The organism is Nocardia grenadensis, from assembly GCF_050942415.1.
In the GTDB taxonomy this organism is placed as follows: domain Bacteria; phylum Actinomycetota; class Actinomycetes; order Mycobacteriales; family Mycobacteriaceae; genus Nocardia; species Nocardia grenadensis.
The window spans coordinates 4426058-4447880 of the sequence record NZ_CP192054.1 but is presented as its reverse complement, the minus strand read 5'-3'; the positions used below and the strand labels follow the sequence as shown (position 1 = coordinate 4447880).

Below are 21823 nucleotides of genomic sequence, written 5' to 3'. Positions count from 1 at the left end.
TGACGGCCCGGCGCGCGTATCCGGTGGCGGGGCACCCGGCCTCGCCGACCACCGAATGCCCGGCCGGTAGATCAGCGGGTGATCAGCGGAGCCGACGTCCCACCTCCGGAACCACCCTCCGGTCCGCTGTCGTCACCACGCCGCGCGCCGCGCCGGCGCGGGATCCGGTGTGTACCGGGATCCGCCGGGTCGGCTTCGTCGCCGTCCTGCGCGGCGCTGCGGCGTTTGGCCAGCCAGGCCTTGAACTGTTCCATCCGGGTGGCGCGGGCCGGCCAGAATTCCTGAACCGCCGCGTTGAATTCCGCGCCGAGGATCACCGCGAAACCCAGGAAGAACGTGAACAGCAGGAAGGCGATCGGGGTGGCCAGAGCGCCGTAGGTGACGCCCGTCCGGGTCACCAGGGCCAGGTAGCTGCGCAGGATTTCGCTGGCCGCCATGAAGAACACTGCCGCCAGCAGCGCCCCGCAGAACAACCGGTGGTAGGGCAGTGAACTGTGCAGCGCGAGTTTGTACAGCGTGGCCAGCCCGACGATGAGCAGCAATCCCACCGCGGGGTAGTAGAAGATATCGACCAGGCGGAGCCCTGGTTCCAGCCACGAATCCGGCAGAATCCGCCCGATCAGCACCGGGCCCAGCGCGACGAGCGGCAGGATGAAGATCGCCGCGACCAGGAACTGGACGTAGAGCAGCAGGGCGAAGATGCGCTGCCAGATCGGGTTCCGGGCGTCCTGCTGGTCGTGCGCCTCCACGATCGCGTCGACGAAGGTCGCCATGGCCGAGGACCCGGCCCACAGCGAGAGCACGAAACCCACCGAGACGAACGCGGCCCGGCCGCGCCCGAGCACATCGCGGATCGTCGGTTCGATCAGATCGGTGACCACACTCTGACTGAACAGGTCGCGGCTGAATGTGAGAGTTTTCGATTCCACGATCTCCACGGTGTCCGGCCCGAAGAGACCGCTGACGTACCCGAGCCCGCCGAGCAGGCCGAACAGCAGCGGTACCAGCGACAGGGTCTGCCAGAATGCGGCGGCGGCGGATTTCGCGAAAATCGAGTCGTCCCAGGCCTTGACGGCCACCCGGACCACCAACCGGCCGATCTGGGCGAGGGCGCGGCGAGCCCACGCGGTACCCGACGGGTCCGCGCCGGGTTCGCGTCCGTAACTGTGCATGGTCTGTCCAGCATCGCGCACCCGAGCGCCCGGCGGTATGGCGGCTGGCAACGTGTCGGGGGTCGATGGGTGAATCGCCGGCTACCGGACACGGCCGGAAACCGTCCCCCACGGTGTGTGACACCGGTCGCGCGCTCCGCGCCGGTTTGGCGTCATCGCCGCCACGGCCGCTAGTGTTTCTCTCCGTGACCGATGCGAGCGGTGCTATTGCGACGGAGGTTCCGGGCGCATCCCTGCGCGCGTGGCAGCGGCGCGCGCTCACCCGGTACCTCACGGCCAAACCCCGTGATTTCCTCGCTGTGGCGACGCCCGGGGCCGGTAAGACGACCTTCGCGCTGCGGGTCGCCGCGGAGTTGCTGGCCGACCGTACGGTCGACCAGGTCACCGTGGTCGCGCCGACCGAACATCTGAAACATCAGTGGGCCGCGTCGGGGGCACGCTCGGGATTGGCGCTGGATTCGAACTTCTCCAACACCACCGGCGGCACCTCGGGGGACTATCACGGCGTGGTGGTCACCTACGCCCAGATCGCCGCGCACCCGTTCAAGCACCGCGTGCGCACCGAGAACCGGCGCACCCTGGTGATCCTGGACGAGATCCATCACGCCGGTGATTCGAAGAGCTGGGGTGACGCGGTGGCCGAGGCGTTCGGTGACGCCACCCGCCGGCTGGCGCTCACCGGTACCCCGTTCCGCAGCGACGACAGCCAGATCCCGTTCATCACCTACGAACCCGACGAGGCCGGTCTGCCGCGATCCCGGGCCGATCACAGTTATGGCTATACCGAGGCGCTCGCGGACGGGGTCGTGCGGCCGGTGGTGTTCCTCGCCTACTCCGGCGAAGCGCACTGGCGCGACAGCGCGGGCGAGGAGTACACTGCCCGGCTCGGTGAACCACTGAACGCCGAACAGACCGCCCGGGCCTGGCGTACCGCGCTCGATCCGGCGGGCGACTGGATCTACGCGGTGCTGCGCGCGGCGGATATGCGGCTGGCGCAGCTGCGCGAGGGCGGTATGCACGACGCCGGCGGTCTGGTGATCGCTTCCGATCAGGAGCGGGCCCGTGCCTACGCGGAACTGATCGAGCATCTCACCGGTACCCGGCCGGTGCTGGTGCTCTCCGACGACCCCACCTCCTCGGCCCGCATCGGCGAGTTCAGTACGGGCACCCAGCCGTGGATGGTCGCGGTGCGGATGGTCTCCGAGGGCGTGGACGTCCCGCGGCTGGCGGTGGGTGTGTACGCCACCAGTGCCTCGACGCCGCTGTATTTCGCCCAGGCCATCGGTCGTTTCGTCCGTGCGCGGCGGCCGGGTGAGACCGCGAGTGTGTTCCTGCCGTCGGTTCCGGTGCTGCTGGACCTGGCCGCGCAGCTCGAGGTGCAGCGCGACCATGTCATCGGGAAACCGCACCGCGAGAAGGACGGTCTCGACGACGATCTGCTCACCGAGGCGAACAAACAGCAGGACGAACCGGGCGAGGAAGAGAAGGCGTTCGTACCGCTGGCCGCCGACGCCGAACTGGACCAGGTGATCTACGACGGGTCCTCGTTCGGTACCGCGACCTTCGCCGGTAGCGCCGAAGAAGCCGATTACCTGGGCATTCCCGGCCTGCTCGATGCCGACCAGATGCGTGCGCTGCTGCGGGAGCGCCAGGCCCGGCAGATCGCCGACCGATCCAAGGCCGAACCGGAGGCGCCGGCCCCCGCCTCGCCCGCGGCGGGAAATGCCGCCGAGCGGGTGGCGACCGCCGACAAGTTGGGCGAACTGCGGCGCGAGCTGAACAGTCTGGTCGCAATGCATCACCACCGCACCGGTAAACCGCACGGGGTGATCCACGGCGAGCTTCGGCGCCAGTGCGGCGGACCGCCCACCGCACTGGCCACCGCCGACCAGCTCGGCGAGCGGATCGCGGCGCTGCGCCGGATGTAACCGCCGCGGCGGATCCGCGGACTCGTCGCCGGTGGCGCCGGCTCTCCGGTCTGCCCTGCCGTGGGCTGCGTCGCCGAGCGCTTGCCCACGTCGGCTGTAGCCGCCGCTCCGCGGAGAGGGTGCCGATCTCCCGCGTCGGGGTTCACGTCGTTCGGAGGAGCCGATGAGCTCTCAGGTGTGCGAGGTCACCGTCATTCTGTGGAGGCCGGTTCGGCTCTCGTGCCTGGGACAATCCCCGCCGTTCCGCGGAGAAGGGGACGATCCTGTGCGCCGCGGCTGACCGTCCTTTTCGAAAGAAACGGCGCTCGATCCCGTGTTCCGTGCCAGGCCGCCGTGCCTCGAGGAGCGGGTCGTATCCGTCCCGCGGTTCGGCTCACACGTCGAAGAACATGGCGGGATCCAGCGTGTTGAGCGGTACCCAGCGCGGCATGTCCGGTTCGGCGCCGGACTCGTCCGGCGCGGCACCGTGTTCCGGGTGCCCATAGCCTTGCAGATCCAGGCTCAGCCGCGGATCCTCATCGACCCGGCGGGCGAGGGTGTAGAACGTGGCCAGCACATGGAGACAGCGTGCGGTGCGCGCACTGCACGAACAGTCGATCGCGGTGGGTTCCGGCGCTACCCGGACGCCCGCCGCGAGGGCCGCCGTGTGCATCTCGTCCGTGAGCGCGGTGCGTTCGGCGCCGACGATCGCGGACAGTGCTGTGAGCGCGGTCCGAGCGAGCGGTGCCAGTTCGATATGGACGACCGACGCCTGGCCGCCGCGGTGGATGTGCGCGCGAACGATCCGCCCGTCCAACTCGGGTCGCACACCGTCGTTGCGGGCGATACTGCGTGCCCGCGGAAGCAGCGGATCCGGGCGGGTCTGTCGTAGCGGCTCGGCCAGCCGGACCCAGTCCATCCCCCAGCGTGTGTAGCCGAATTCGTTGTCCGCCATCAGTTTCCCCGCTTCCGTCGCAGCACTTCCAGGAGCCGCTCGTCGTCGAGCCGGGCGAGCTCGGCGATACCGCTACCGTCGCCGAGCTCGGTGAATGCGGATTTGCGCCGCTGCATTCTCGCGATATGTTCCTCGACCGTGGTGGCCGAGGTCAGGGTGGTGACGGTGACCGTACGGGTCTGCCCGATCCGGTGCACCCGGTCGGAGGCCTGGGCTTCCACCGCGGGATTCCACCACCGGTCGAAATGGATCACGTCGGCGGCCCGGGTGAGGGTGAGCCCGGTGCCCGCCGCGCGCAGGCCGAGTACCAGAACCGGTGGCCCGCCGGGGGACTGGAACCGGGTGACGATCGCCGCCCGTTCGGCCTGGGTCAGCCCGCCGTGGAAGAACGGCGCGGTGATGTCGAACTGTTCGGCCAGATGCCGCACCAGGAGGTCACCGGTGGCCCGGTACTGGGTGAAGATGAGCGTCGGGGCGCCGTTGTCGAGGTTGGCGGCGACGATATCGGTGCACAGGTCGAGTTTCCCTGAGCGGCCCGTCAATTCGCCCTGGTCGCCGTGCACCAGACCGGGATGGTTGCATACCTGTTTCAGTGCGGTGAGCGCCGCCAGCACCCGGGTCTGCCGCCGGGTGCCGGTACCGAAGCCGTCGGTGACCGTGCGGTCGAGCAACTGATCGTAGAGTTTCTCCTGCTCGGGGGTGAGATCGCACAGCAGGTCGTTGTGGATCTTGGCCGGGAGCGCGGCGGCGACCTGTGTTTTGCGGCGGGCGAGCAGGACCGGTTCGATCGCGTCCTGCAGGCGCGCGGCCGCGGTGGCCGAACCCTGTTCGATGGGTTTGACGAAGCGCCGGCGGAACTGGGCGCGATGCCCGAATAGGCGTGGTGCGACGAGGTGCAGTAGTGACCACAGTTCGTCGAGGTGATTCTCCACCGGAGTGCCGGTCAGCGCGACGACGGCCGCGGCGTCGAGCGACCGGGCCGCCTTCGACACCTGCGTACGGGGATTCTTCAGCGCCTGGGCCTCGTCGAACACCACTGTCGCCCAGACATTCTCGGTGAGCCGGTGACCGTGCAGCCGCAGCACCGGGTAACCCGTCACGACGATATCGCCTGCCGCGGTGCCGGTCTCGCCGCCCCGCCAGGCCACCGGCCGCAGCGCGGGGGCGAAGCGCTGTATCTCGTGGACCCAGTTGCCCACCAGCGAGGTCGGGCACACTACGAGTTGCGCACCGTGGCCGGCCCGTCCGAGCAGCAGGCCGATGGTCTGTACGGTTTTGCCGAGACCCATCTCGTCGGCGAGGATCGCCCCGCCGTGGCGGGTTACGGTATCGCGCAACCAGCCGATCCCGCGCGCCTGATAGGGCCGCAGGTCGGCGCGCAGCTCATCGCGCAGGCCGGCGGCCACGGCCGCGGTGTCGTGAAGTACCGAGCGGGCGTGGTCACCGGTGAGCATCGCGGTCCCCGTGGCATTGGGAAACGCGTGCCCGGCGAGGGGGAGGTCCGCCTGTTCGCCGGCGAGGATCGCCTGCCAGGCGCGGGTGGAGTGGCCTGGATCGGCGGGTGCGAGGTCGGCGAGCCTGGCGGGGTCCACCAGTGCGCAGTCGACCGCGGCGACCTGCACGGTGATGCTCCCTGCATGGGCCTGCGCCCGGGTGCCGCCGGGTACCGCCAGGGTGAGGGTCGCGGTGTCGCCGATTCCCGTGGGCGCCGGGCCGGGCTCGCGACCGGTCCAGGTCCACAGGGCGAACAGGTGGCGGTCGGGCAGATAGGTGGTTTCGATGGTCGGCAGAGCGCACCCCTATTATCGACGTATGGTGTACGGAGTATTAGGCCAACGCGCACCGTACCGGATTTGTTCCGGTACCTACCGCTCGATGCTCGGGTGGTACCCCTACCTGGTGAAAGGAATGCGATGAGCGGCGACGACGCGCCGGTGACCGGCTCGCCCGATCCTGCCCGTGTCCTACTCGAACTGCTGTGGCGGCACGAGCTACCGCCCCGGCACGGCGGTCGCGGCCCCCGGCAGACCGTGAGCGTCGACGAGGTGGTGGCCGCGGCGATCGGGCTCGCGGACCGGGAGGGCTATGAGAAAGTATCGGTCCGCGCCGTCGCCGCGGAGCTGGGACTGCGGCCGATGAGTCTGTACACCTACGTCCCCAGCAAGGACGCACTCACCGTCCTGATGGTCGACGCGGTCGCGGTGGAGGATGCCCCCATCCCCGCCGACCTGCCTGTGCGGGACCGGCTGGTGGCCGTCGCCCGGCAGATCCGGGACGAATACCTGACCCATCCGTGGCTGTTCGAGGTGCCCTCCTGGCGCATGGTGCTGGGGCCCGGTCGGATGCGGCGGTACGAGCGGCACCTGGCGGCGGTGGACGGGGCGGGTCTCGACGATATCGAGATGGACCGGGTGATCGCGGTGCTGTCGCAATTCGCCACCGGTAACGCGCGCACCGCGCTCGCCGCGGCCCGCAGCATCCGGGAACAATCCGATGCCGACTGGTGGGCGGCGCACGGCCCGGTACTCGAGCAGGTCATGCCGGCCACCGACTTCCCACTGTCCGCCCGGGTCGGCGCCGCCGTCGGCGAGCTCTACCAGGCGCCGGGCGACCCGGCCGGCGACTTCGATTACGGGCTGCAACGCCTGATCGAAGGCATTCTGCCCGGCTGAAACGCCCGTGGCGGGCGACCGGATCGGTCGCCCGCCACCGAGACGGTGTTCTGTTGTTCGATGCTGTTGTGTCGGACGCGAGGACGGGTCAGAGAGCGGGAGCGGACTCCGTGTCGATCACGGCGTCGAGCTCGCGCAGTCGTTCCATATGTTCGTTCGCGTGGTGCTGGCAGAAGAGCAACTCGCCACCTGCGGGCAGAACGGCACGTACACGCGCAGCCGCCCCGCAGCGATCGCAGCGATCGACCGCGGTCAGTGGGGTGCTAGTCAGGGTTCCTGGCATGACTCCTCCGTCCTGGCTTCCGGCACAAAACCGTTCACCTGGTGTGAGGCCCGTGGTCACTCCGCGGGCTCGCTTCCGCTACTTCCCAGCAGTGGTGTAACTACTCTGTCAGACGTTCGGGGCATCGGGTTTGTTCCCCGTGGGGAACCAGTGTGTTTTCCCTAACACGACCAGCGGTTTTCGCCTGTGGCGAACACCGCGGGCCGGGTGTGGAAAACGCACGGCCGTCGCTCCGTGCCGACTGTCGAGTTGTGTATCGGAGGTTACCCGTGCCCTGTGACACTCACACCCTTGTTCACCTCTGCACTCCCGGTGAGTGGGCACTTGCCCGGGAAGATGGGGAGCATCGGCCCGATTCGCTGCGGACGGAAGGCTTCGTTCATCTCTCCGCGCCGCAGCAGGTGCACCTGCCCGCTAACCGGCTTTTCGCAGGTAGGCGCGATCTTCTGCTGCTCCGTCTGGACCCGGGCCGCCTCGCGGCGCCGGTGCGCTGGGAGCCTGGGGCACCCAGTGACGATCCGGCGTTGCGTTTCCCACATCTGTACGGTCCGCTGCCGGTCGCGGCCGTGATCGGGGTGGACAGCTACCTTCCGGGCACCGACGGGCGCTTCGCGCCGTTGCCCGGCTGAGCCGCGACCGGTCTCGGCTACGGGTATCCGGTGGCCCCGTCGCCGAGTTCGCGCGCCAGGATCGCGGCCTGTACCCGCGACCGCATCCCCAGTTTGGTGAGCACACGTGACACATGTGTTTTGACCGTGGTCTCACTGATGAACAGCCGCGCCGCGATCTGCGCGTTGGACAGCCCGCCGCCCAGACAGTCGAACACCTCTTTCTCCCGGCCGGTCAGCTCGGCCATCCCCGGTGGCGGTTCGGGTCTGCGGTCGGCCGGTGTTCCGGCGAAGGCGTCGATCACCGCGCGGGTCACCTCCGGGGCGAGCACCCCTTCGCCCGCGGCGACCGCGCGGACCGCGTCGACCAGCGCGGGCCCGGACGCGGACTTCAGCACGAACCCGGCGGCGCCCGCGCGGAGGCTGCGGAACACATACTCGTCGAGGTCGAAGGTGGTGAGAACGAGCACCCGGGCCAGGCCCTCGCCGGTCACCCGGGTGGTCGCGGTGATGCCGTCCACTCCCGGCATGCGCACATCCATCAGCACCACATCCGGCCGCAGCGCCCGGGCCTGGGCCACCGCGACCTCGCCGTCGGCGGCCTCACCGATCACCTCGATATCGCCGGCCGCGTCCAGGATCATGCGCAGTCCGGCGCGGATCGCGGCATGATCGTCGGCGATGAGAACCCGGACGGTCACCGCGGATCACCCGTGGTTTCGGGCATTGCGGCCAGGGGGAGCCGGGCGCGCACCCACCAGGCGCCGGCTTCCGGCCCCGCCCGCAACGTACCGCCGAGGGCGGCCGCGCGTTCGCGCATGTTGGACAGGCCGCGCCGGTCGCCGGACGAGTCCGGCGCCGGCCCGGTGCCCAGCGGGTTGTGTACCGTCAGCACCAGTGTCGTGGACTCGGCGTGCACGTCGATATCGACCTCCTGCCCGGGGGCGTGTTTCATCACATTGGTCACCGCTTCCTGGACGATGCGATAGGCCGCCTGGTCCACCGCCCCGGCCGGTACGGTCTCGCCCAGATCCAGCCGGACCCGTATCCGCATACCCGCCTGCCGAGCCGACTCGACCAGCCCGGGTAGCTGGGCCAGGCGCCCCGGCGCGGTGGTCTGATCGGCGTCGTCCTCGCGGCGCAGCAGACCGATCATCGTCCGCATCTCCCGGAGTGCTTCGACGCTGTTGGTGCGGATCGCGCCGAGTACGCCGGTCAGCCGCGGGTCGGCGGCACCGTCGAGACCGCCCAGTGCCGCTTCGGACTGCAGGGCGATGGCCGACAGATGCCCGGCGATCACATCGTGCAGGTCACGGGCCATGGCCTTACGTTCGTCGGCCACCGCCGCCCGCCGGTCCAGTTCGGCGACGAGTGAGAGGGCGCGGGCGCGGGCCCGTTCGGCGTCGGCGGTCTCCTTGTGCGCGCGGACGGTCAGCCCCCACCACAGCGAGGTGCCGACGAAGGCCGCCGCCAGTACCAGCGCCAGCGACATCAGATGCCAGTCGCCGGTGATCGCCAGCACCACCCCCGCCGCGGTCGCCGAGAGGGTCAGCCAGGCCACCACCGCGCCCTGCATCTGGCGGCGCGTGCCGTACACCACGGCCGCGTAGATGAGGTCGGTGTACACCAGCCAGACCGGCAGGGTCGGCCCGAGCGAGAGGTCCATCACCAGGGGAGCCAGTCCCAGCGCCATCGCGGTGATCGGTGCCCGGCGCCGCACCAGCAGTACCGCGCTCGCCAGCGCGAGGATCGCGATCCGCGGCCACAGCGAGCCGGCCTCTGCGTCGGGGGCGAACATCATATGGAAGCCGGCCAGGTACAGCAGCACGCCGAACAGGAACCATCCGCCCGCCACGACGACGTCCCGTGTCGTCGCCGATAACGCCGACCACCGCTGCATCCGTTCATCTCAACACACGGCTGCGCGGCCCGGATCCATCGAAGTGATGAGCGGTGCCGGTACGAACTGCGGACCTGCCGATGGCGTTCTCCGGCACACGCGTCCGGGCGTCGAGTATGCCGGCGCGGTCGGGACCTTCGCCGGGAAGCTGTCCGCTCATCGGAGCCGTCTCGGCCGGGCCGTGGCCGCGCGAGATTCCCGGCGTCCGGGCGCGGAACCCGCAACGGCGGTAATCTGCGGGGGCACCGTGTATGTCGGCCGCCCATCGACCGGTCCGGTAGGACACCGTCCACCGGCCGGGCCAGCACAGCGGCCCGGACGGACGGGAACCGGATGACGGTCTACACCCAGCGCCTCGACGGCAGGAACTATCGCTTCGACGGACTCGTGGATGTGCTGGCCAAGGCCACGCCCCGGCGCAGCGGCGACGAATTGGCCGGATGTGCCGCGAGTACCGACGCCGAACGAGCCGCCGCGCAATGGGTGCTCGCCGATATCCCGCTCACCGAATTCCTCGAGCAGCCCGTGGTTCCCTACGAAACCGACGAGGTGACCCGGCTGATCCTGGACACCCACGATCGCGCCGCGTTCGGTCCGGTCGCCGCGCTCACGGTCGGCGGGCTCCGGGACCGGCTGCTCGCTGTCGCGGCCGGCGAGAGGACCGACGACCCGGCCGCCGGCCTGCGCGCGCTCGCGCCCGGACTGACCCCGGAGATGGCCGCCGCAGTCAGCAAACTCATGCGCAATCAGGACCTCATCGCAGTGGCGCACGCGGCCCGTGTGGGTTCGGCGTTCCGGACCACCATCGGGGCGCCCGGCACACTGGCCACCCGGCTACAACCCAACCATCCCACCGACGACCCCGACGGGATCGCCGCCGCCATCCTGGACGGCCTGCTGCTGGGCTGTGGTGACGCGGTGATCGGCGTCAACCCGGCCACCGACTCCCCGCGGGCGGCGGCGGATCTGCTCGCGTTGCTCGACGATATCCGCACCCGCTTCGATATTCCGGCGCAGTCGTGCGTGCTCGCCCATGTCACCACCACGCTCGAACTGATCTCGGCCGGAGCGCCGGTCGATCTGGTCTTCCAGTCCGTCGCCGGTACGGAGGCCGCCAATTCCGCGTTCGGGGTGAACCTGGCGCTGCTCCGGGAGGCGAACGACGCCGGGCAGTCGCTGCGGCGCGGCACCGTCGGCGACAATGTGATGTATCTGGAGACCGGTCAGGGGTCGGCGCTGTCGGCCGACGCGCACCGGGGCACGGGCGGCAGACCGGTGGACCAGCAGACCCTCGAGGCTCGCGCCTACGGGGTGGCCCGGGAGCTGCGACCGTTGCTGGTGAACACGGTGGTCGGGTTCATCGGCCCGGAGTACCTCTACGACGGCAAACAGATCGTGCGGGCGGGCCTCGAGGATCATTTCTGCGGCAAATTGCTGGGCCTGCCGATGGGCGTGGACGTCTGCTACACCAACCATGCCGAAGCCGACCAGGACGATATGGACACGCTGCTCACCCTGCTCGGTGCCGCCGGCTGTGCCTTCGTCATCGCGGTGCCCGGCGCCGACGATGTGATGCTCGGCTACCAGAGCCTGAGCTTCCACGACGCGCTCTACGCCCGCCGGGTGCTGGGACTGCGGCCCGCCCCGGAGTTCGCGCAGTGGCTGGACCGGCTCGGGATGCTGGACGAGACGGGCCGGGTGCTGCCGGTGGCGCCGGCCGCGTCGCCGTTACGCGCGCTGACAGGGAGCCGATGACCACCGGCGAAGAGTGGGAACCCGCGGACTCCCAGGAGTTCTGGACCGGATTGCGGTCGTTCACCCAGGCGCGTATCGGGTTGGGCCGGGCCGGCGACGCGCTACCCACCCGGCGCGTCCTGGAATTCGCCGCCGCGCACGCCGCCGCCCGCGACGCGGTGCACATCCCGCTCGAGGTACCGGCGCTGTGCGCGCGGCTCGCCGAACTGGGCGTGGGTGATCCGGTGCATATCCGTAGCCGGGCCCGGGACCGGGCCGAGTATCTGCGGCGCCCGGACCTCGGCCGGGTGCCGGCCGGCGATCCGGGCGTGGTGGACGGCGGGCCGGTGCGACTGGCGCACTCGGGCGCCGATATCGGCCTGGTCCTCGCCGACGGATTGTCCGCCCGGGCGCTCACCGTCCATGGGCCGCCCACTGTCGCGGCGCTGCTGGAGGTGCTGCGCCCGCACTGGTCGATCTCGACGCCGGTGGTGGCGACGCAGGCGCGAGTGGCGCTGGGCGACCATATCGGTGCCGCCCTGGGGGTGACGACCGTGCTGGTGCTGATCGGTGAACGTCCCGGCCTCTCGGTGGCCGACAGCCTCGGTATCTACCTGACCCATCGGCCACGACCCGGCCGCACCGACGCCGACCGCAATTGCGTATCGAACATCCACCCGCCCGGGGGCACGGGATACCGGCGAGCGGCGGAGGTCGTCGCCGCCCTGGTGGCCGGGGCCCGCCGGCTCGATCGCTCCGGTGTGACGCTGAAGGACACATCCCGGGACCCGATCCTGCCGGGCCCGTCCGGCCGATTATCCGACGGCGCAGCGGGGTAGTCGCGCAATGGCCCCTGGATTCCGTGGGAACCGATGGTTCCACAGGTGTCCAGGGGCCGCCGAGTGCGCTGCCGGGACTCAGTCCAGGTAGTCGCGCAGGACCTGTGACCGGCTCGGGTGCCGGAGCTTGCTCATGGTCTTGGATTCGATCTGCCGGATCCGCTCGCGTGTCACCCCGTAGACCTGACCGATCTCGTCCAGAGTGCGTGGCTGGCCGTCGGTCAGGCCGAACCGCAGCCGGACCACGCCCGCCTCGCGTTCGGACAAGGTCTCCAGCACCGACTGCAGCTGATCCTGCAGCAGGGTGAAGCTGACCGCGTCCACCGCGACCACGGCCTCGGAGTCCTCGATGAAGTCACCGAGCTGACTGTCGCCCTCGTCGCCGATGGTCTGATCCAGCGAAATGGGCTCCCGGGCGTACTGCTGGATCTCCAGCACCTTCTCGGGGGTGATGTCCATTTCCTTGGCCAGCTCCTCCGGGGTGGGTTCGCGACCCAGGTCCTGGAGCAGCTCGCGCTGGATACGCCCGAGCTTGTTGATGACCTCCACCATGTGCACCGGGATACGGATGGTGCGGGCCTGGTCGGCCATGGCGCGGGTGATCGCCTGCCGGATCCACCAGGTGGCGTAGGTGGAGAACTTGTAGCCCTTGGTGTAATCGAACTTCTCGACCGCGCGGATCAGGCCGAGGTTGCCCTCCTGGATGAGATCCAGGAACGCCATCCCGCGGCCGGTGTAGCGCTTGGCCAGCGATACCACCAGCCGCAGGTTCGCCTCGAGCAGGTGGTTCTTGGCTCGGTTGCCGTCGCGGATGATCCAGTTGAAATCACGGCGGGTGGCCACGGGAAGCTTGTCCCCGGCCTCGGTGAACTCGCGCATCTTCTCCGCCGCGTAGAGCCCGGCCTCGATCCGCTTGGCGAGTTCGACCTCCTCCTCGGCGTTGAGCAGCGCGACCTTACCGATCTGCTTGAGGTAGGCCCGCACCGAGTCCGCGGAAGCGGTCAGTTCGGCGTCCTTGCGCGCTTGGCGCAGCGCCTCGGACTCCTCCTCGTCCCAGACGAAATCGCCGGAGGCCTTGTCCGCCGCGGTGGGTTCGGAGGTGCCGTCCTCGGCTGCCTCGCCCTCGGATTCCTCCTCGACGGGCTCGGCGACCAGATCCTCGCCCTCTTCGGTGAGATCGTCCTCGGAGACCTCCAGATCACCGAGATCCGCCACATCCAGCGAATCGTCGTCTAGCTGTTCCTCGCCCGTGCCCGGGGCGCCCGCGCTCCCCGCCTTCTTGGCCGGGGCCTTCTTGGCCGCTCCCTTCTTGGCAGCGGCCTTCTTGGCCGGAGCCTTCTTGGCAGCGGCCTTCTTCGCCGGGGCCTTCTTGGCCACGGCCTTGCGGGCCGGGCGTGCCGCGGGAACTTCCGTGGCCTCGGCGTCGGCCGATTCGGCTGTCTGACGGGTATTCGTGGCTACCACGTACGCCCTTTCGTGACGGTCTCGTGCGGCGTCACGCCAGAGTAGTATTCCGGCGGAGCGGTCTGTCGGGTTTACCGGCTAAAACGCCGGTCGGGTGTCCGGCTCACCGCCGGGTGCTTCCATTGTAACGATCCGACCAGTGTGCACTGACCCGTGCCGTGGACAACCTCAGGGGGTGATCCCGGCAGCAACGGCCATGGCGGCGCCGACGATACCCGCTGTGTTCTTCAAGTTCGCCGGAACCACGCGGGTGCGGTTGGTCAGCAGTGGAATCCACTGGTCGGCGTCGCGGCTGATCCCGCCACCGGCCACGATCACCGTCGGCCAGAAAAGGTCCTCCAGGCCGCTCAATACGGTGCTCACCCGCGCCGCCCACTCGGGGTAGTCGAGGTTTTCCCTTTCCTTGACCGAGGCGGCGGCCCGGTGCTCGGTTTCCATGCCGCCGATCTCGAGATGCCCGAGTTCGGTGTTGGGGACGAGGGAGCCGTTGTTGAGCAGCGCGGAACCGATTCCGGTACCGAAGGTGAGCAGGAGTACGAGGCCGTGGATATCGCGGGCGGCGCCGTAGCGGTCCTCGGCGAGTCCCGCGGCGTCGGCATCGTTGAGCACGGTCACCTCACGACCGCCCAGCGCCGTCGCGAACAGGGCCCGGGCGTCGGTGCCGATCCAGGACTTGTCGACATTGGCGGCGGTGTGCGCGACACCGTCGAGGACCACACACGGCAGGGTGAGACCCACCGGCCCGTCCCAGTCCGCGATCTCGATCAACTTCGCCACGGCCGCCGCGACCGCGCCCGGGGTGGACGGATGCGGGGTCGCGATCTTGATGCGCTCGTGCACGAGCTCCCCGGTGTCCAGATCGACCGCGGCGCCCTTGACGCCGCTTCCGCCGATATCGATACCGAACGCGTGCCGTCCAACGGACATGCGGGTTCCTCGTTCCCTGTGCTGGCTGATGTCGTGGTGCGTCGCACCGGTTTCCGGGTGGGCCCGGCCGCGCGCGAGGGATCCGGACGGCGTCGTCGGGCCACCCGCGTCGCGCCGCCTCCTCCGCGGCCACGCTCCGCCGGTGTGGTGTGCACGACAAGGGTAATGTGCGCGCCCGGACGACCTCATCGCAGGATCTGTGCTCCGATGGAGGACGTGCCGGAATCGATTTGGTCTCTCACCGCTGCCACCCAACCCGCCCCCGCCGATGCCACCGTGCTGCGCCGGATCGCAGCCCATCTGGCCGGTATCGCCGCCGCGCATGCCCGGGTCCGCCGTCGTGAGGTATTCGCCTCCGCCGCCTCCGCCGAGGCCGCGGTGCGCACCAAGAGCACTCCGACCGACCCGGTGACCGTTGTCGATACCGAGACCGAACAGCTCATCCGCGACGAACTGGCTCGGCTGCGACCCGGCGACCGGATTCTCGGCGAGGAGGGCGGCGGCGATCTGGCCGCAGCGGGAGACGACGAGGTGGTGTGGGTGGTCGATCCGATCGACGGCACCGTGAACTTCCTCTACGGAATTCCGGCGTACGCGGTGTCGGTGGCCGCGGTGCGCGGCGGGCGACCGGTCGCGGGGGCGGTCGCCGATGTCGCGGCGTCGACGGTCTACATCGCGGCCACGGGTCTCGGGGCGCTGCGGATCGGCCCGGACGGCCGGGATACCCCGCTACGGTGCAACCCGGTGCGCTCCGTGCGGCTGGCCCTGGTCGCGACCGGATTCGCCTACGGGGTGCCCCGCCGCACCCGGCAGGCGGCCCGCGTTGCCGAGTTGCTGCCGCATGTGCGGGATATCCGCCGGATCGGCGCGGCGGCGCTGGATCTGTGCATGGTCGCCGAGGGTCGGGTGGACGCGCACTACGAACACGGCCTGAATCCGTGGGACTGGGCGGCGGGCGCGCTGATCGCGGCCGAGGCCGGTGCGGTGCTGCGGTTGCCCCCGCTGCCGACGACCGGCGCCGCGGGGGCACTCGTGGTGGCCGCGGCGCCCGGTATCGCCGACGAACTGTTCGCGCTGCTCGATCGGCTGGGCGTGGCCGAGCCGATCCCGGAGACCTGATCCCGGCCCGTGGTCAGCAGCGGGCGGTCCGGGCGGCCGCGAGCATATCCGGGTCGATGGCCGGGCTCTCCCCGCTCACCGGGTTCTTCAACGACCGCAGCACCTCCTCGGCGTCGTTGTTGGGCTGGAGGTCGCCGCCGAACAGCGAGCCGAGCACCAGGTCGACGGATTTGTCGGATCGTTTGTCCTCGACGAGTTCGGCACACGGGACGGCCAGCTGTACCGCGGCCGCGACCGGGCGGCCGCTCTCCCCGAACCGGATCTGGCCGGTGCATTCCAGGTCACCGTTGGCGTATATCGGATCGTTACCGTATGGATCCCCGGGTGGGCTGCCGAAGCCCAGATCACCGAGCTGGGCCGCGACATGCGCGGCCTGGCCGCGCTGCCCGTTGGCGTTCAGGACACGTACCTGGGTGCCCGCGGTCGGTGCGGGCTCCACATCCTCGAGGCGACTCGGCCCGACCCGCTGGCCGGGCAGCGGTTGCGGTGCGGCTTTGGGGTCGGTGGCCGGGGTGGGCGAATTGCATGCCATCGGCGTGTGGTCGTCATCGTTGGTGGTCAGTGCTTTGATCCACAGACCTGCGCAAACAACCATGAGAACAACGACGAGGATCAGCCAGGGTCGCGGCCGTCGACGCGGGTAGGGACGGCCTTTGGCATCCGTCGGTCTGCCTTCGGTGATCAGTGAAACCACGTCGATACTGTACGTACCCCGTCCCGGGCGCCGCGCATTACCCAGGCCGCTCCGGGCGCGTTACCGGGGCCGGTCACGGCTCGCTCGGAGCGGCGTATCGATTGCCCAGCGGTTTCGACACGGCTGGGTTTCGATTGCGACATTTTCCGCACCGTCCGCTATTGTCTGGCCGCCCAGACCGAAATATCCATGAGTAAATCGGCGTTCGGTCGCGGGAACAAGCAGGGCAACTCATGCGTTGTCCGGACGCTATCGGAGGTGAGTCCATCGGATTCGCGCTGATAGAGGACCGGTGCGGGTGTGAAGTGCACCACCGGCGGGGCGGCGGGCGCGGTCGAGAGACGGCGTGCGCCGATCCGGATATACGGAGTAAGGACGAGGGGAAGACGACATGGCAACCGACTATGACGCACCGAGGCGTACCGAGTCCGACGATGTGTCGGAGGATTCGCTGGAGGAGCTGAAGGCTCGTCGCAACGAGGCCCAGTCCGCCGTCGTGGATGTCGACGAATCCGATACCGCGGAGTCGTTCGAACTCCCCGGCGCGGACCTGTCCGAGGAAGTGCTGACGGTTCGGGTGATCCCGAAACAGGCCGACGAGTTCACCTGCTCGAGCTGTTTCCTGGTACATCATCGCAGCCGCCTCGCCAGCGAGGCGGGCGGTCAGATGATCTGCATGGATTGCGCGGCCTGAGCGGAGTGTGAGGTCAATCCGCGCTCGGAAGTCCGAGCGCGGCCAGGACCGCTGTGGGCCGGCGCGTACTGACCAACCAGTAGGGTGTCGGGTCGTCCGGGTCGTCGAGAACGAGCAGGATCATGGTGCCGATCCACGGACGGTGCTGGACATAGGCCGCGGGATCGAGCTGACGGCCCAGCGCCGTGCTCTTGGCGCTCCTGGGCACCACGGTCGCCCGGGCGACGAACGATACCGGCAGATGGGCCCGGTCCACCCGCAGTTCGGGGGTGCCCGCCGGATCCGGGGTGACTTCGAGACGATGCCGGCTCGTCCACAGCAGTACCCAGACGGGCACCGGGAACAGCAGGACATAGGGCAGCCAGGCCCGCAGGCCGGGCGCTCCCATATGGATTTCCGCGGCGAGCAGGCCGGCGAGGGCGAAGCCCACCGGCCACCACCACAGCGGCACCCAGAGGCGTTCGCGATAGGCGGACGGTTCCGGTCGCGCGGGATGCTCGGTTTCGGTGGGTCGAGGCTGGTCGGACACGACTCAACACTAAGCGACACCCGGGCCGGGCCTGCGCGTAGGCTGATCGGACGTGAACGCACTCTCACCGATACCGCTGCTCCGGCTGGACCCCGGGATTCCCATGCCGACGCGCGCCCACGAAGGCGACGCGGGCGTGGATTTGTGCACCGCCGAGGACGTCGTCCTGGAGCCGGGGGAGCGGGTACTGGTCGGCACCGGTATCGCCGTCGCGCTGCCGGTGGGCACCGTGGGCCTGATCCATCCCCGCTCCGGGCTGGCGGCCAAGGCCGGACTATCCGTGGTGAACACGCCGGGGACCATCGATGCCGGGTACCGGGGTGAGATCAAGGTCTGCCTGATCAACCACGATCCGCGCACACCCATCGAATTGCGCCGCGGTGACCGGATCGCGCAGCTGCTGGTGCAGCGGGTCGAACTGGTCGACTTCGTGGCGGTCGACCGGCTCGACGAGTCCGCGCGCGGCGCGGGCGGTTACGGGTCCAGCGGGGGACACGCGAGTTTGACGCCGGGCGGGGCGGACGCCGCCGACGGCAAGGAGGCCTGACATGTTCGGACGACGGAAATCCGGCGGACGCAGATCCGGCGACGAGCACGACACCGGCGAGTACACCACGGGTGCATACGAAACCGGCGAATACGAGGACTACGACGACGGCGGCTATCACCGTGCCGACTACGACGAGTCCTATGACGACAGCTACGACGACGGTTACGGCGGCGCCGCCTACAGCGACGCCTACGACGCCGCGATCGACGATCCCGACACCGAACCCCAGCGGCGCGGCCCCTACGACTACGACGATGTCGCCGAGGTCCTGGAGAACTTCACCGATACCCGGCTCGATCTTGGTTCGGTGATCCTGCCGGTGCCGCCGGGTGGGCAGCTGCAGGTCGAGATGACCCCGCAGGGCACTCCGCAGGCGGTCCATCTGGCCACCGAGCACGGGCGCATCACCGTCGCCGCCTACGCCGCGCCGAAGTCCAAGGGGCAGTGGCGCACGGTCGCGGCCGATCTGGCGGAATCGCTGCGCAAGGACGGGGCCCGGGTCTCGGTGGAGAAGGGCCCGTGGGGCCGCGAACTGGTGGCCGTCACCGAGGGCGCCGATCTGCGCTTCATCGGGGTGGACGGTTACCGGTGGATGATCCGGCTGGTGGCGGCGGGACCCTCGGGGTCCACCGCGGCGGGCGGTCCGCTGGTCGTCGCAGCGCGCACCGTGCTCAGCGAGACGATCATCCGGCGTGGAACCGACGCGCTGCCGGTACGTGAACCGCTGCCCGTGGTCCTGCCCCAGCAACTCGCCGAACAGCTCACCGCCGCCCACCAGCAGCAGCAACAGCAGGCCCAGCAACAGGTCGCGACCCCGCCGCCCGGTGCCCGGCCCTCGCCGACACCCGCGGTGCTACCACCGCAGCAGCCGCAGCAGCCGCGGCGGGGCGCCGAAGGGTCGGCGATGCAGCAGCTCGGCCGTAACTGACCTGCGTGGTCTGGTGCCCGAGCGGGCGCCGGACCAGGTGACCCGGTCGCATGGCGGGGCGGCGAGCCGGCGTCAGCCGAGGTGCCGCAGCGCCAGCCGTCCCACGATGCCCGGATCGGCGCCGAACTCGTCCAGCGTCACCTCGGCGAGCACCGACCGGGGTGCCCGACGGGCCCATTCCCGGCCCACGGTCACCGGATGCACCGGGTCGTCCGAGGCGGCGATCACCACCAGCGGGACGCTCAGCGCGTCCAGCAGTGCCGGTTCCGGCCATTTGTACTGCGCCGCTTCCTCCAGGGCCGCCGGCAGCCCGGGCCACTGCGAGCGCCAGGACCGGGTGAGTGCGTCGGCCAGCCAGCCGGGGCTGCTCGCCCGCATCCTGGCGATCACCGCGTCCAGGCCCTCGGCCCGCAACTGTGCCGCCGTGACCGCTGCACTGTGCGTGGCGGGGCATTCCGCGGTGTCCGGGCCGGTCCACGCCGGCAGTGCCGCCACCACGCCACCGACCTCGCCCGGTTCCCGGCCCGCGGCCCATTCGACAGCGACCGCGGCCCCGATCGAGATACCCGCCGCCAGGACCGGGCCGCGGGTGGCGGCCTTGTCCAGGGCGGCCCGGTAGCTGTCGATCACCGCGGCCGGATCGGGGTCCACGGCGACGAAATCGATCCCCGCGGCGCCGGATGCGGGACCGAACGCGCGGCGGGCGAAATATGCGTCGGAACCGGTTCCGGGCAGAGCGACGACAACGGCCGGACGTGGGGAATCGAACACCGGACCGAGCGTAGCGGTGCCGCCGGTACCCATCTACAGTGGCGGGTACGGCCACAGCCGGGCCGGAGTAAGGAAATTCGGACGACGTGCGACCCATGTCGTCCGCGCACAGGAGAGCAGGCGATGTCTTCCGCGGCAGGAAGAAAAGCGGGCGCCAAGTCCGCGACCGGATATTTTCGCAGGCTCGGCCGCAGATTGACCGAGGATATCGATCAGCTCGACGCCGAGGAGCTGGCGGAGAAGGCGGACGCCTCGGGCGCCTGCCGGGTCTCGGAGTGCCGGCGCGGTGAGGAGGCGACGATGCTGGGCCGTTTGCGCAGTGTCGACTCCTGTCCGCAGTCCTCGGGTGCGAGTATGCAGGCGGAGTTCTTCGACGGTACCGATGCCATCACCCTGGTGTGGATCGGGCGACGCCGGATTCCCGGTATCGAATCGGGACGGCGCATCATGGTGCGCGGCCGGGTGGGAGAACGCGAAGGCCGTAAGGTGATGTACAACCCCTACTACGAATTGCGCGGAAACAGCTGACGTATGCCATCGAGCGACGAGTACGCCACCACACCGCTGCCCCGGGCCGCGACCACTTCCGAGACCGCGCCAGCCGCCCGGGCCGATGCCACCACCGACACCCCTGAGGAACCGGACGAGCGGACCCTGCTCGAACAACTGGGCGGCTTCGGTGGCCTGATCTACTCGACGCTGCCGGTACTGGTCTTCGTCCCGGTGAACACCCTGTTCGGGCTCGCCGCGGCCATCTGGGCCGCGCTCGGGGTGGCAGCGGCGATCCTGGTCTGGCGGCTGGTGCGCCGCGAGCCGATCCAGCCTGCCGTCTCCGGGTTCGTGGGCGTGGGTATCTGCGCGTTGATCGCCTGGCGGGTGGGCGAGGCCAAGGGCTTCTTCCTGTTCGGGATCTATACCAGCCTGATCTACGGTGCCGCCTTCCTGATCTCGATACTCGTCCGACGCCCCCTGGTCGGGGTGGTGTGGGGCGTCCTCAACGGTCACGGCGGCGACTGGCGCGCGGATCCGCGGGTGGTCCGCCTCTACGATCTGGCGACCGTGGCGTGGGTACTCGTCTTCGGTGCCCGCTACCTGGTTCAGAACCACCTCTACGACACCGACAGCACAGGCTGGCTCGCCGCCGCGCGGATCGCGATGGGCTGGCCGCTCACCGCCGTCGCGCTGGTGGTGACGGTCTGGGCGGTGCGCCGCGCCGGACATCTGCCCGCCGGCTCCGGACGGCATTCCGCCGGCCGGGCCTGATTCCCGCAGCGCCGCGTCATCCGAAGGTGCGGGTCGACGTCATCCGGAAGGGTGGGTCAGGACCCACCCTTTGGTGTCTATCCCGTACGCGCCGTTCATCGGACGATCGTTGGTGAAGACGATCTCCCGAGAGGATTGGCGAATGCGAACCGAGCAGCACCCGATCACCCGCCCCGAGCGGGGATCCGAACATCCGGTGCGGTCCCAGAGCCGCCGGATCTCCGCCGAACTGGACGTCCTCGTCCCGGCGGCGGCCGACGGCGACCGCGCCGCCGTGGCCGAGATCCTGCGACTGGTCCAGCCCCTGGTCCAGCGTTACTGCCGGACCCGTCTGGGCAGCGCCAACCCTCTGCACGTCACCGCCGACGATGTGGCGCAGGAGGTGCTGATGGCCACCGTGCACGCCATCGGGCGCTACCGGGATCAGGGGAAGTCGTTCCTCGCCTTCGTCTACGGCATCGCCGCGAACAAGGTGTCCGACGCGTTCCGCGGCGCGCAGGTCCATCCGGCCTATCCGGTGGCCGAGGTCCCCGAAGCGGTCGCCACCGCGGCCGGCCCCGAGGAGTGGGCGCTGGCGGCCGAACGCGGCGCCCTGGCCCGCGGACTGATGCAGCAGCTCAACCCCGTGCACCGGGAAGTGCTGGTGATGCGGATCGTCCTGGGCTGGAGCGCGGCCGAGACCGCGGCGGCGATCGGCACCAGCCCCGGCGTGATCCGGGTCATGCAGTACCGCGCGTTGAACAAGCTGCGCGCGCGGGCGGCCCGGCCCGTCGCCGCCTGACGGCCGCGGACGTAGGCCGAGCGCCGTCGGGTG

At 69.9% G+C, this 21823-nt stretch carries 23 protein-coding genes; 12 read left to right on the top strand and 11 right to left on the bottom strand.

The features are described 5' to 3' along the window. Positions 1-71 precede the first annotated feature (71 nt). Complete coding sequence (locus ACQPYS_RS20260; RefSeq protein ID WP_433490470.1) at positions 72-1172, bottom strand: YihY/virulence factor BrkB family protein; 1101 nt, start codon at positions 1170-1172, stop codon at positions 72-74. A 185-nt stretch (positions 1173-1357) separates the two neighbouring features. Here ACQPYS_RS20260 and ACQPYS_RS20255 point away from each other — a divergent pair, with 185 nt between their 5' ends. Then, positions 1358-3100: a DEAD/DEAH box helicase gene (locus ACQPYS_RS20255; protein ID WP_431939706.1), complete on the top strand. Its 1743-nt coding sequence runs from the start codon at positions 1358-1360 to the stop codon at positions 3098-3100. 373 nt (positions 3101-3473) lie between these two features. On the opposite strand, the gene ACQPYS_RS20250 is transcribed toward ACQPYS_RS20255, so the two are convergent. Beyond that, positions 3474-4034 carry a hypothetical protein gene (locus ACQPYS_RS20250; protein ID WP_433490469.1) on the bottom strand — a complete coding sequence of 187 codons (561 nt, stop codon included), beginning with the start codon at positions 4032-4034 and terminating at the stop codon, positions 3474-3476. Further along, positions 4034-5785, bottom strand: coding sequence for a DEAD/DEAH box helicase (locus tag ACQPYS_RS20245; RefSeq protein WP_433493087.1), 1752 nt, complete (start codon positions 5783-5785; stop codon positions 4034-4036). The genes ACQPYS_RS20250 and ACQPYS_RS20245 overlap by 1 nt, the downstream gene beginning before the upstream one ends. 162 nt (positions 5786-5947) lie before the next feature. Here ACQPYS_RS20245 and ACQPYS_RS20240 point away from each other — a divergent pair, with 162 nt between their 5' ends. Next, a complete protein-coding gene (locus ACQPYS_RS20240; protein ID WP_433490468.1) occupies positions 5948-6706 on the top strand; it encodes a TetR/AcrR family transcriptional regulator in 759 nt (252 codons plus the stop codon). 88 nt (positions 6707-6794) lie between these two features. Here ACQPYS_RS20240 and ACQPYS_RS20235 read toward each other — a convergent pair whose 3' ends face one another. Further along, a complete protein-coding gene (locus ACQPYS_RS20235) occupies positions 6795-6989 on the bottom strand; it encodes a DUF7455 domain-containing protein (RefSeq protein WP_030521621.1) in 195 nt (64 codons plus the stop codon). Between the two features lie 269 nt (positions 6990-7258). Here ACQPYS_RS20235 and ACQPYS_RS20230 point away from each other — a divergent pair, with 269 nt between their 5' ends. Then, entirely contained in the window at positions 7259-7618 is a 360-nt protein-coding gene (locus ACQPYS_RS20230) for a DUF952 domain-containing protein (protein ID WP_084481615.1), read from the top strand. A gap of 17 nt (positions 7619-7635) precedes the next feature. Here ACQPYS_RS20230 and ACQPYS_RS20225 read toward each other — a convergent pair whose 3' ends face one another. Together ACQPYS_RS20225 and ACQPYS_RS20220 are read right to left on the bottom strand one after the other, a co-directional pair. Continuing rightward, positions 7636-8298 carry a response regulator gene (locus tag ACQPYS_RS20225; protein ID WP_063040188.1) on the bottom strand — a complete coding sequence of 221 codons (663 nt, stop codon included), beginning with the start codon at positions 8296-8298 and terminating at the stop codon, positions 7636-7638. Then, positions 8295-9497: a sensor histidine kinase gene (locus ACQPYS_RS20220; RefSeq protein ID WP_433490467.1), complete on the bottom strand. Its 1203-nt coding sequence runs from the start codon at positions 9495-9497 to the stop codon at positions 8295-8297. The genes ACQPYS_RS20225 and ACQPYS_RS20220 overlap by 4 nt, the downstream gene beginning before the upstream one ends. 333 nt (positions 9498-9830) lie before the next feature. On the opposite strand from ACQPYS_RS20220, the gene ACQPYS_RS20215 reads away from it, so the two are divergent. Both ACQPYS_RS20215 and eutC read left to right on the top strand, forming a co-directional pair. Beyond that, a complete protein-coding gene (locus ACQPYS_RS20215) occupies positions 9831-11252 on the top strand; it encodes an ethanolamine ammonia-lyase subunit EutB (RefSeq protein ID WP_433490466.1) in 1422 nt (473 codons plus the stop codon). Then, positions 11249-12070: an ethanolamine ammonia-lyase subunit EutC gene (gene eutC, locus ACQPYS_RS20210; protein ID WP_433490465.1), complete on the top strand. Its 822-nt coding sequence runs from the start codon at positions 11249-11251 to the stop codon at positions 12068-12070. The genes ACQPYS_RS20215 and eutC overlap by 4 nt, the downstream gene beginning before the upstream one ends. A gap of 78 nt (positions 12071-12148) precedes the next feature. On the opposite strand, the gene ACQPYS_RS20205 is transcribed toward eutC, so the two are convergent. Together ACQPYS_RS20205 and ppgK are read right to left on the bottom strand one after the other, a co-directional pair. After that, positions 12149-13534: an RNA polymerase sigma factor gene (locus tag ACQPYS_RS20205; RefSeq protein ID WP_433490464.1), complete on the bottom strand. Its 1386-nt coding sequence runs from the start codon at positions 13532-13534 to the stop codon at positions 12149-12151. 168 nt (positions 13535-13702) lie between these two features. Next, positions 13703-14461 (bottom strand): polyphosphate--glucose phosphotransferase, encoded by a 759-nt coding sequence (gene ppgK / locus ACQPYS_RS20200; protein ID WP_433490463.1) that lies wholly within the window; start codon positions 14459-14461, stop codon positions 13703-13705. Between the two features lie 207 nt (positions 14462-14668). Here ppgK and ACQPYS_RS20195 point away from each other — a divergent pair, with 207 nt between their 5' ends. After that, the gene (locus tag ACQPYS_RS20195) at positions 14669-15580 is read left to right on the top strand and encodes an inositol monophosphatase family protein (RefSeq protein WP_063040179.1); all 912 of its coding nucleotides are present in this window, start codon (positions 14669-14671) and stop codon (positions 15578-15580) included. Between the two features lie 13 nt (positions 15581-15593). On the opposite strand, the gene cei is transcribed toward ACQPYS_RS20195, so the two are convergent. After that, a complete protein-coding gene (gene cei, locus ACQPYS_RS20190) occupies positions 15594-16274 on the bottom strand; it encodes an envelope integrity protein Cei (RefSeq protein WP_063040177.1) in 681 nt (226 codons plus the stop codon). A gap of 391 nt (positions 16275-16665) precedes the next feature. Between cei and ACQPYS_RS20185 the strand changes: the two genes are divergently transcribed. Next, entirely contained in the window at positions 16666-16968 is a 303-nt protein-coding gene (locus ACQPYS_RS20185) for a DUF4193 domain-containing protein (RefSeq protein WP_030521610.1), read from the top strand. A 13-nt stretch (positions 16969-16981) separates the two neighbouring features. On the opposite strand, the gene ACQPYS_RS20180 is transcribed toward ACQPYS_RS20185, so the two are convergent. Beyond that, positions 16982-17497, bottom strand: a complete 516-nt coding sequence (locus tag ACQPYS_RS20180) for a DUF3093 domain-containing protein (RefSeq protein ID WP_433490462.1) — start codon at positions 17495-17497, stop codon at positions 16982-16984. A gap of 52 nt (positions 17498-17549) precedes the next feature. Here ACQPYS_RS20180 and dut point away from each other — a divergent pair, with 52 nt between their 5' ends. After that, complete coding sequence (dut, locus tag ACQPYS_RS20175) at positions 17550-18044, top strand: dUTP diphosphatase (protein ID WP_364598568.1); 495 nt, start codon at positions 17550-17552, stop codon at positions 18042-18044. A gap of 1 nt (position 18045) precedes the next feature. Beyond that, on the top strand, positions 18046-18975 hold the full coding sequence (locus ACQPYS_RS20170) for a DUF3710 domain-containing protein (RefSeq protein WP_433490461.1): 930 nt from the start codon (positions 18046-18048) through the stop codon (positions 18973-18975). 72 nt (positions 18976-19047) lie between these two features. On the opposite strand, the gene ACQPYS_RS20165 is transcribed toward ACQPYS_RS20170, so the two are convergent. Next, entirely contained in the window at positions 19048-19779 is a 732-nt protein-coding gene (locus ACQPYS_RS20165; protein WP_433490460.1) for an alpha/beta fold hydrolase, read from the bottom strand. A gap of 90 nt (positions 19780-19869) precedes the next feature. Between ACQPYS_RS20165 and ACQPYS_RS20160 the strand changes: the two genes are divergently transcribed. The 3 genes from ACQPYS_RS20160 to shbA all read left to right on the top strand — a co-directional run bounded on the left by ACQPYS_RS20160 (position 19870) and on the right by shbA (position 21790). Continuing rightward, entirely contained in the window at positions 19870-20274 is a 405-nt protein-coding gene (locus tag ACQPYS_RS20160) for an OB-fold nucleic acid binding domain-containing protein (RefSeq protein WP_357981532.1), read from the top strand. Positions 20275-20277: 3 nt separating this feature from the next. Continuing rightward, on the top strand, positions 20278-21009 hold the full coding sequence (locus ACQPYS_RS20155; protein WP_431939695.1) for a DUF3159 domain-containing protein: 732 nt from the start codon (positions 20278-20280) through the stop codon (positions 21007-21009). A 142-nt stretch (positions 21010-21151) separates the two neighbouring features. Beyond that, a complete protein-coding gene (gene shbA / locus ACQPYS_RS20150; protein WP_433490459.1) occupies positions 21152-21790 on the top strand; it encodes an RNA polymerase sigma factor ShbA in 639 nt (212 codons plus the stop codon). Positions 21791-21823 lie beyond the last annotated feature (33 nt).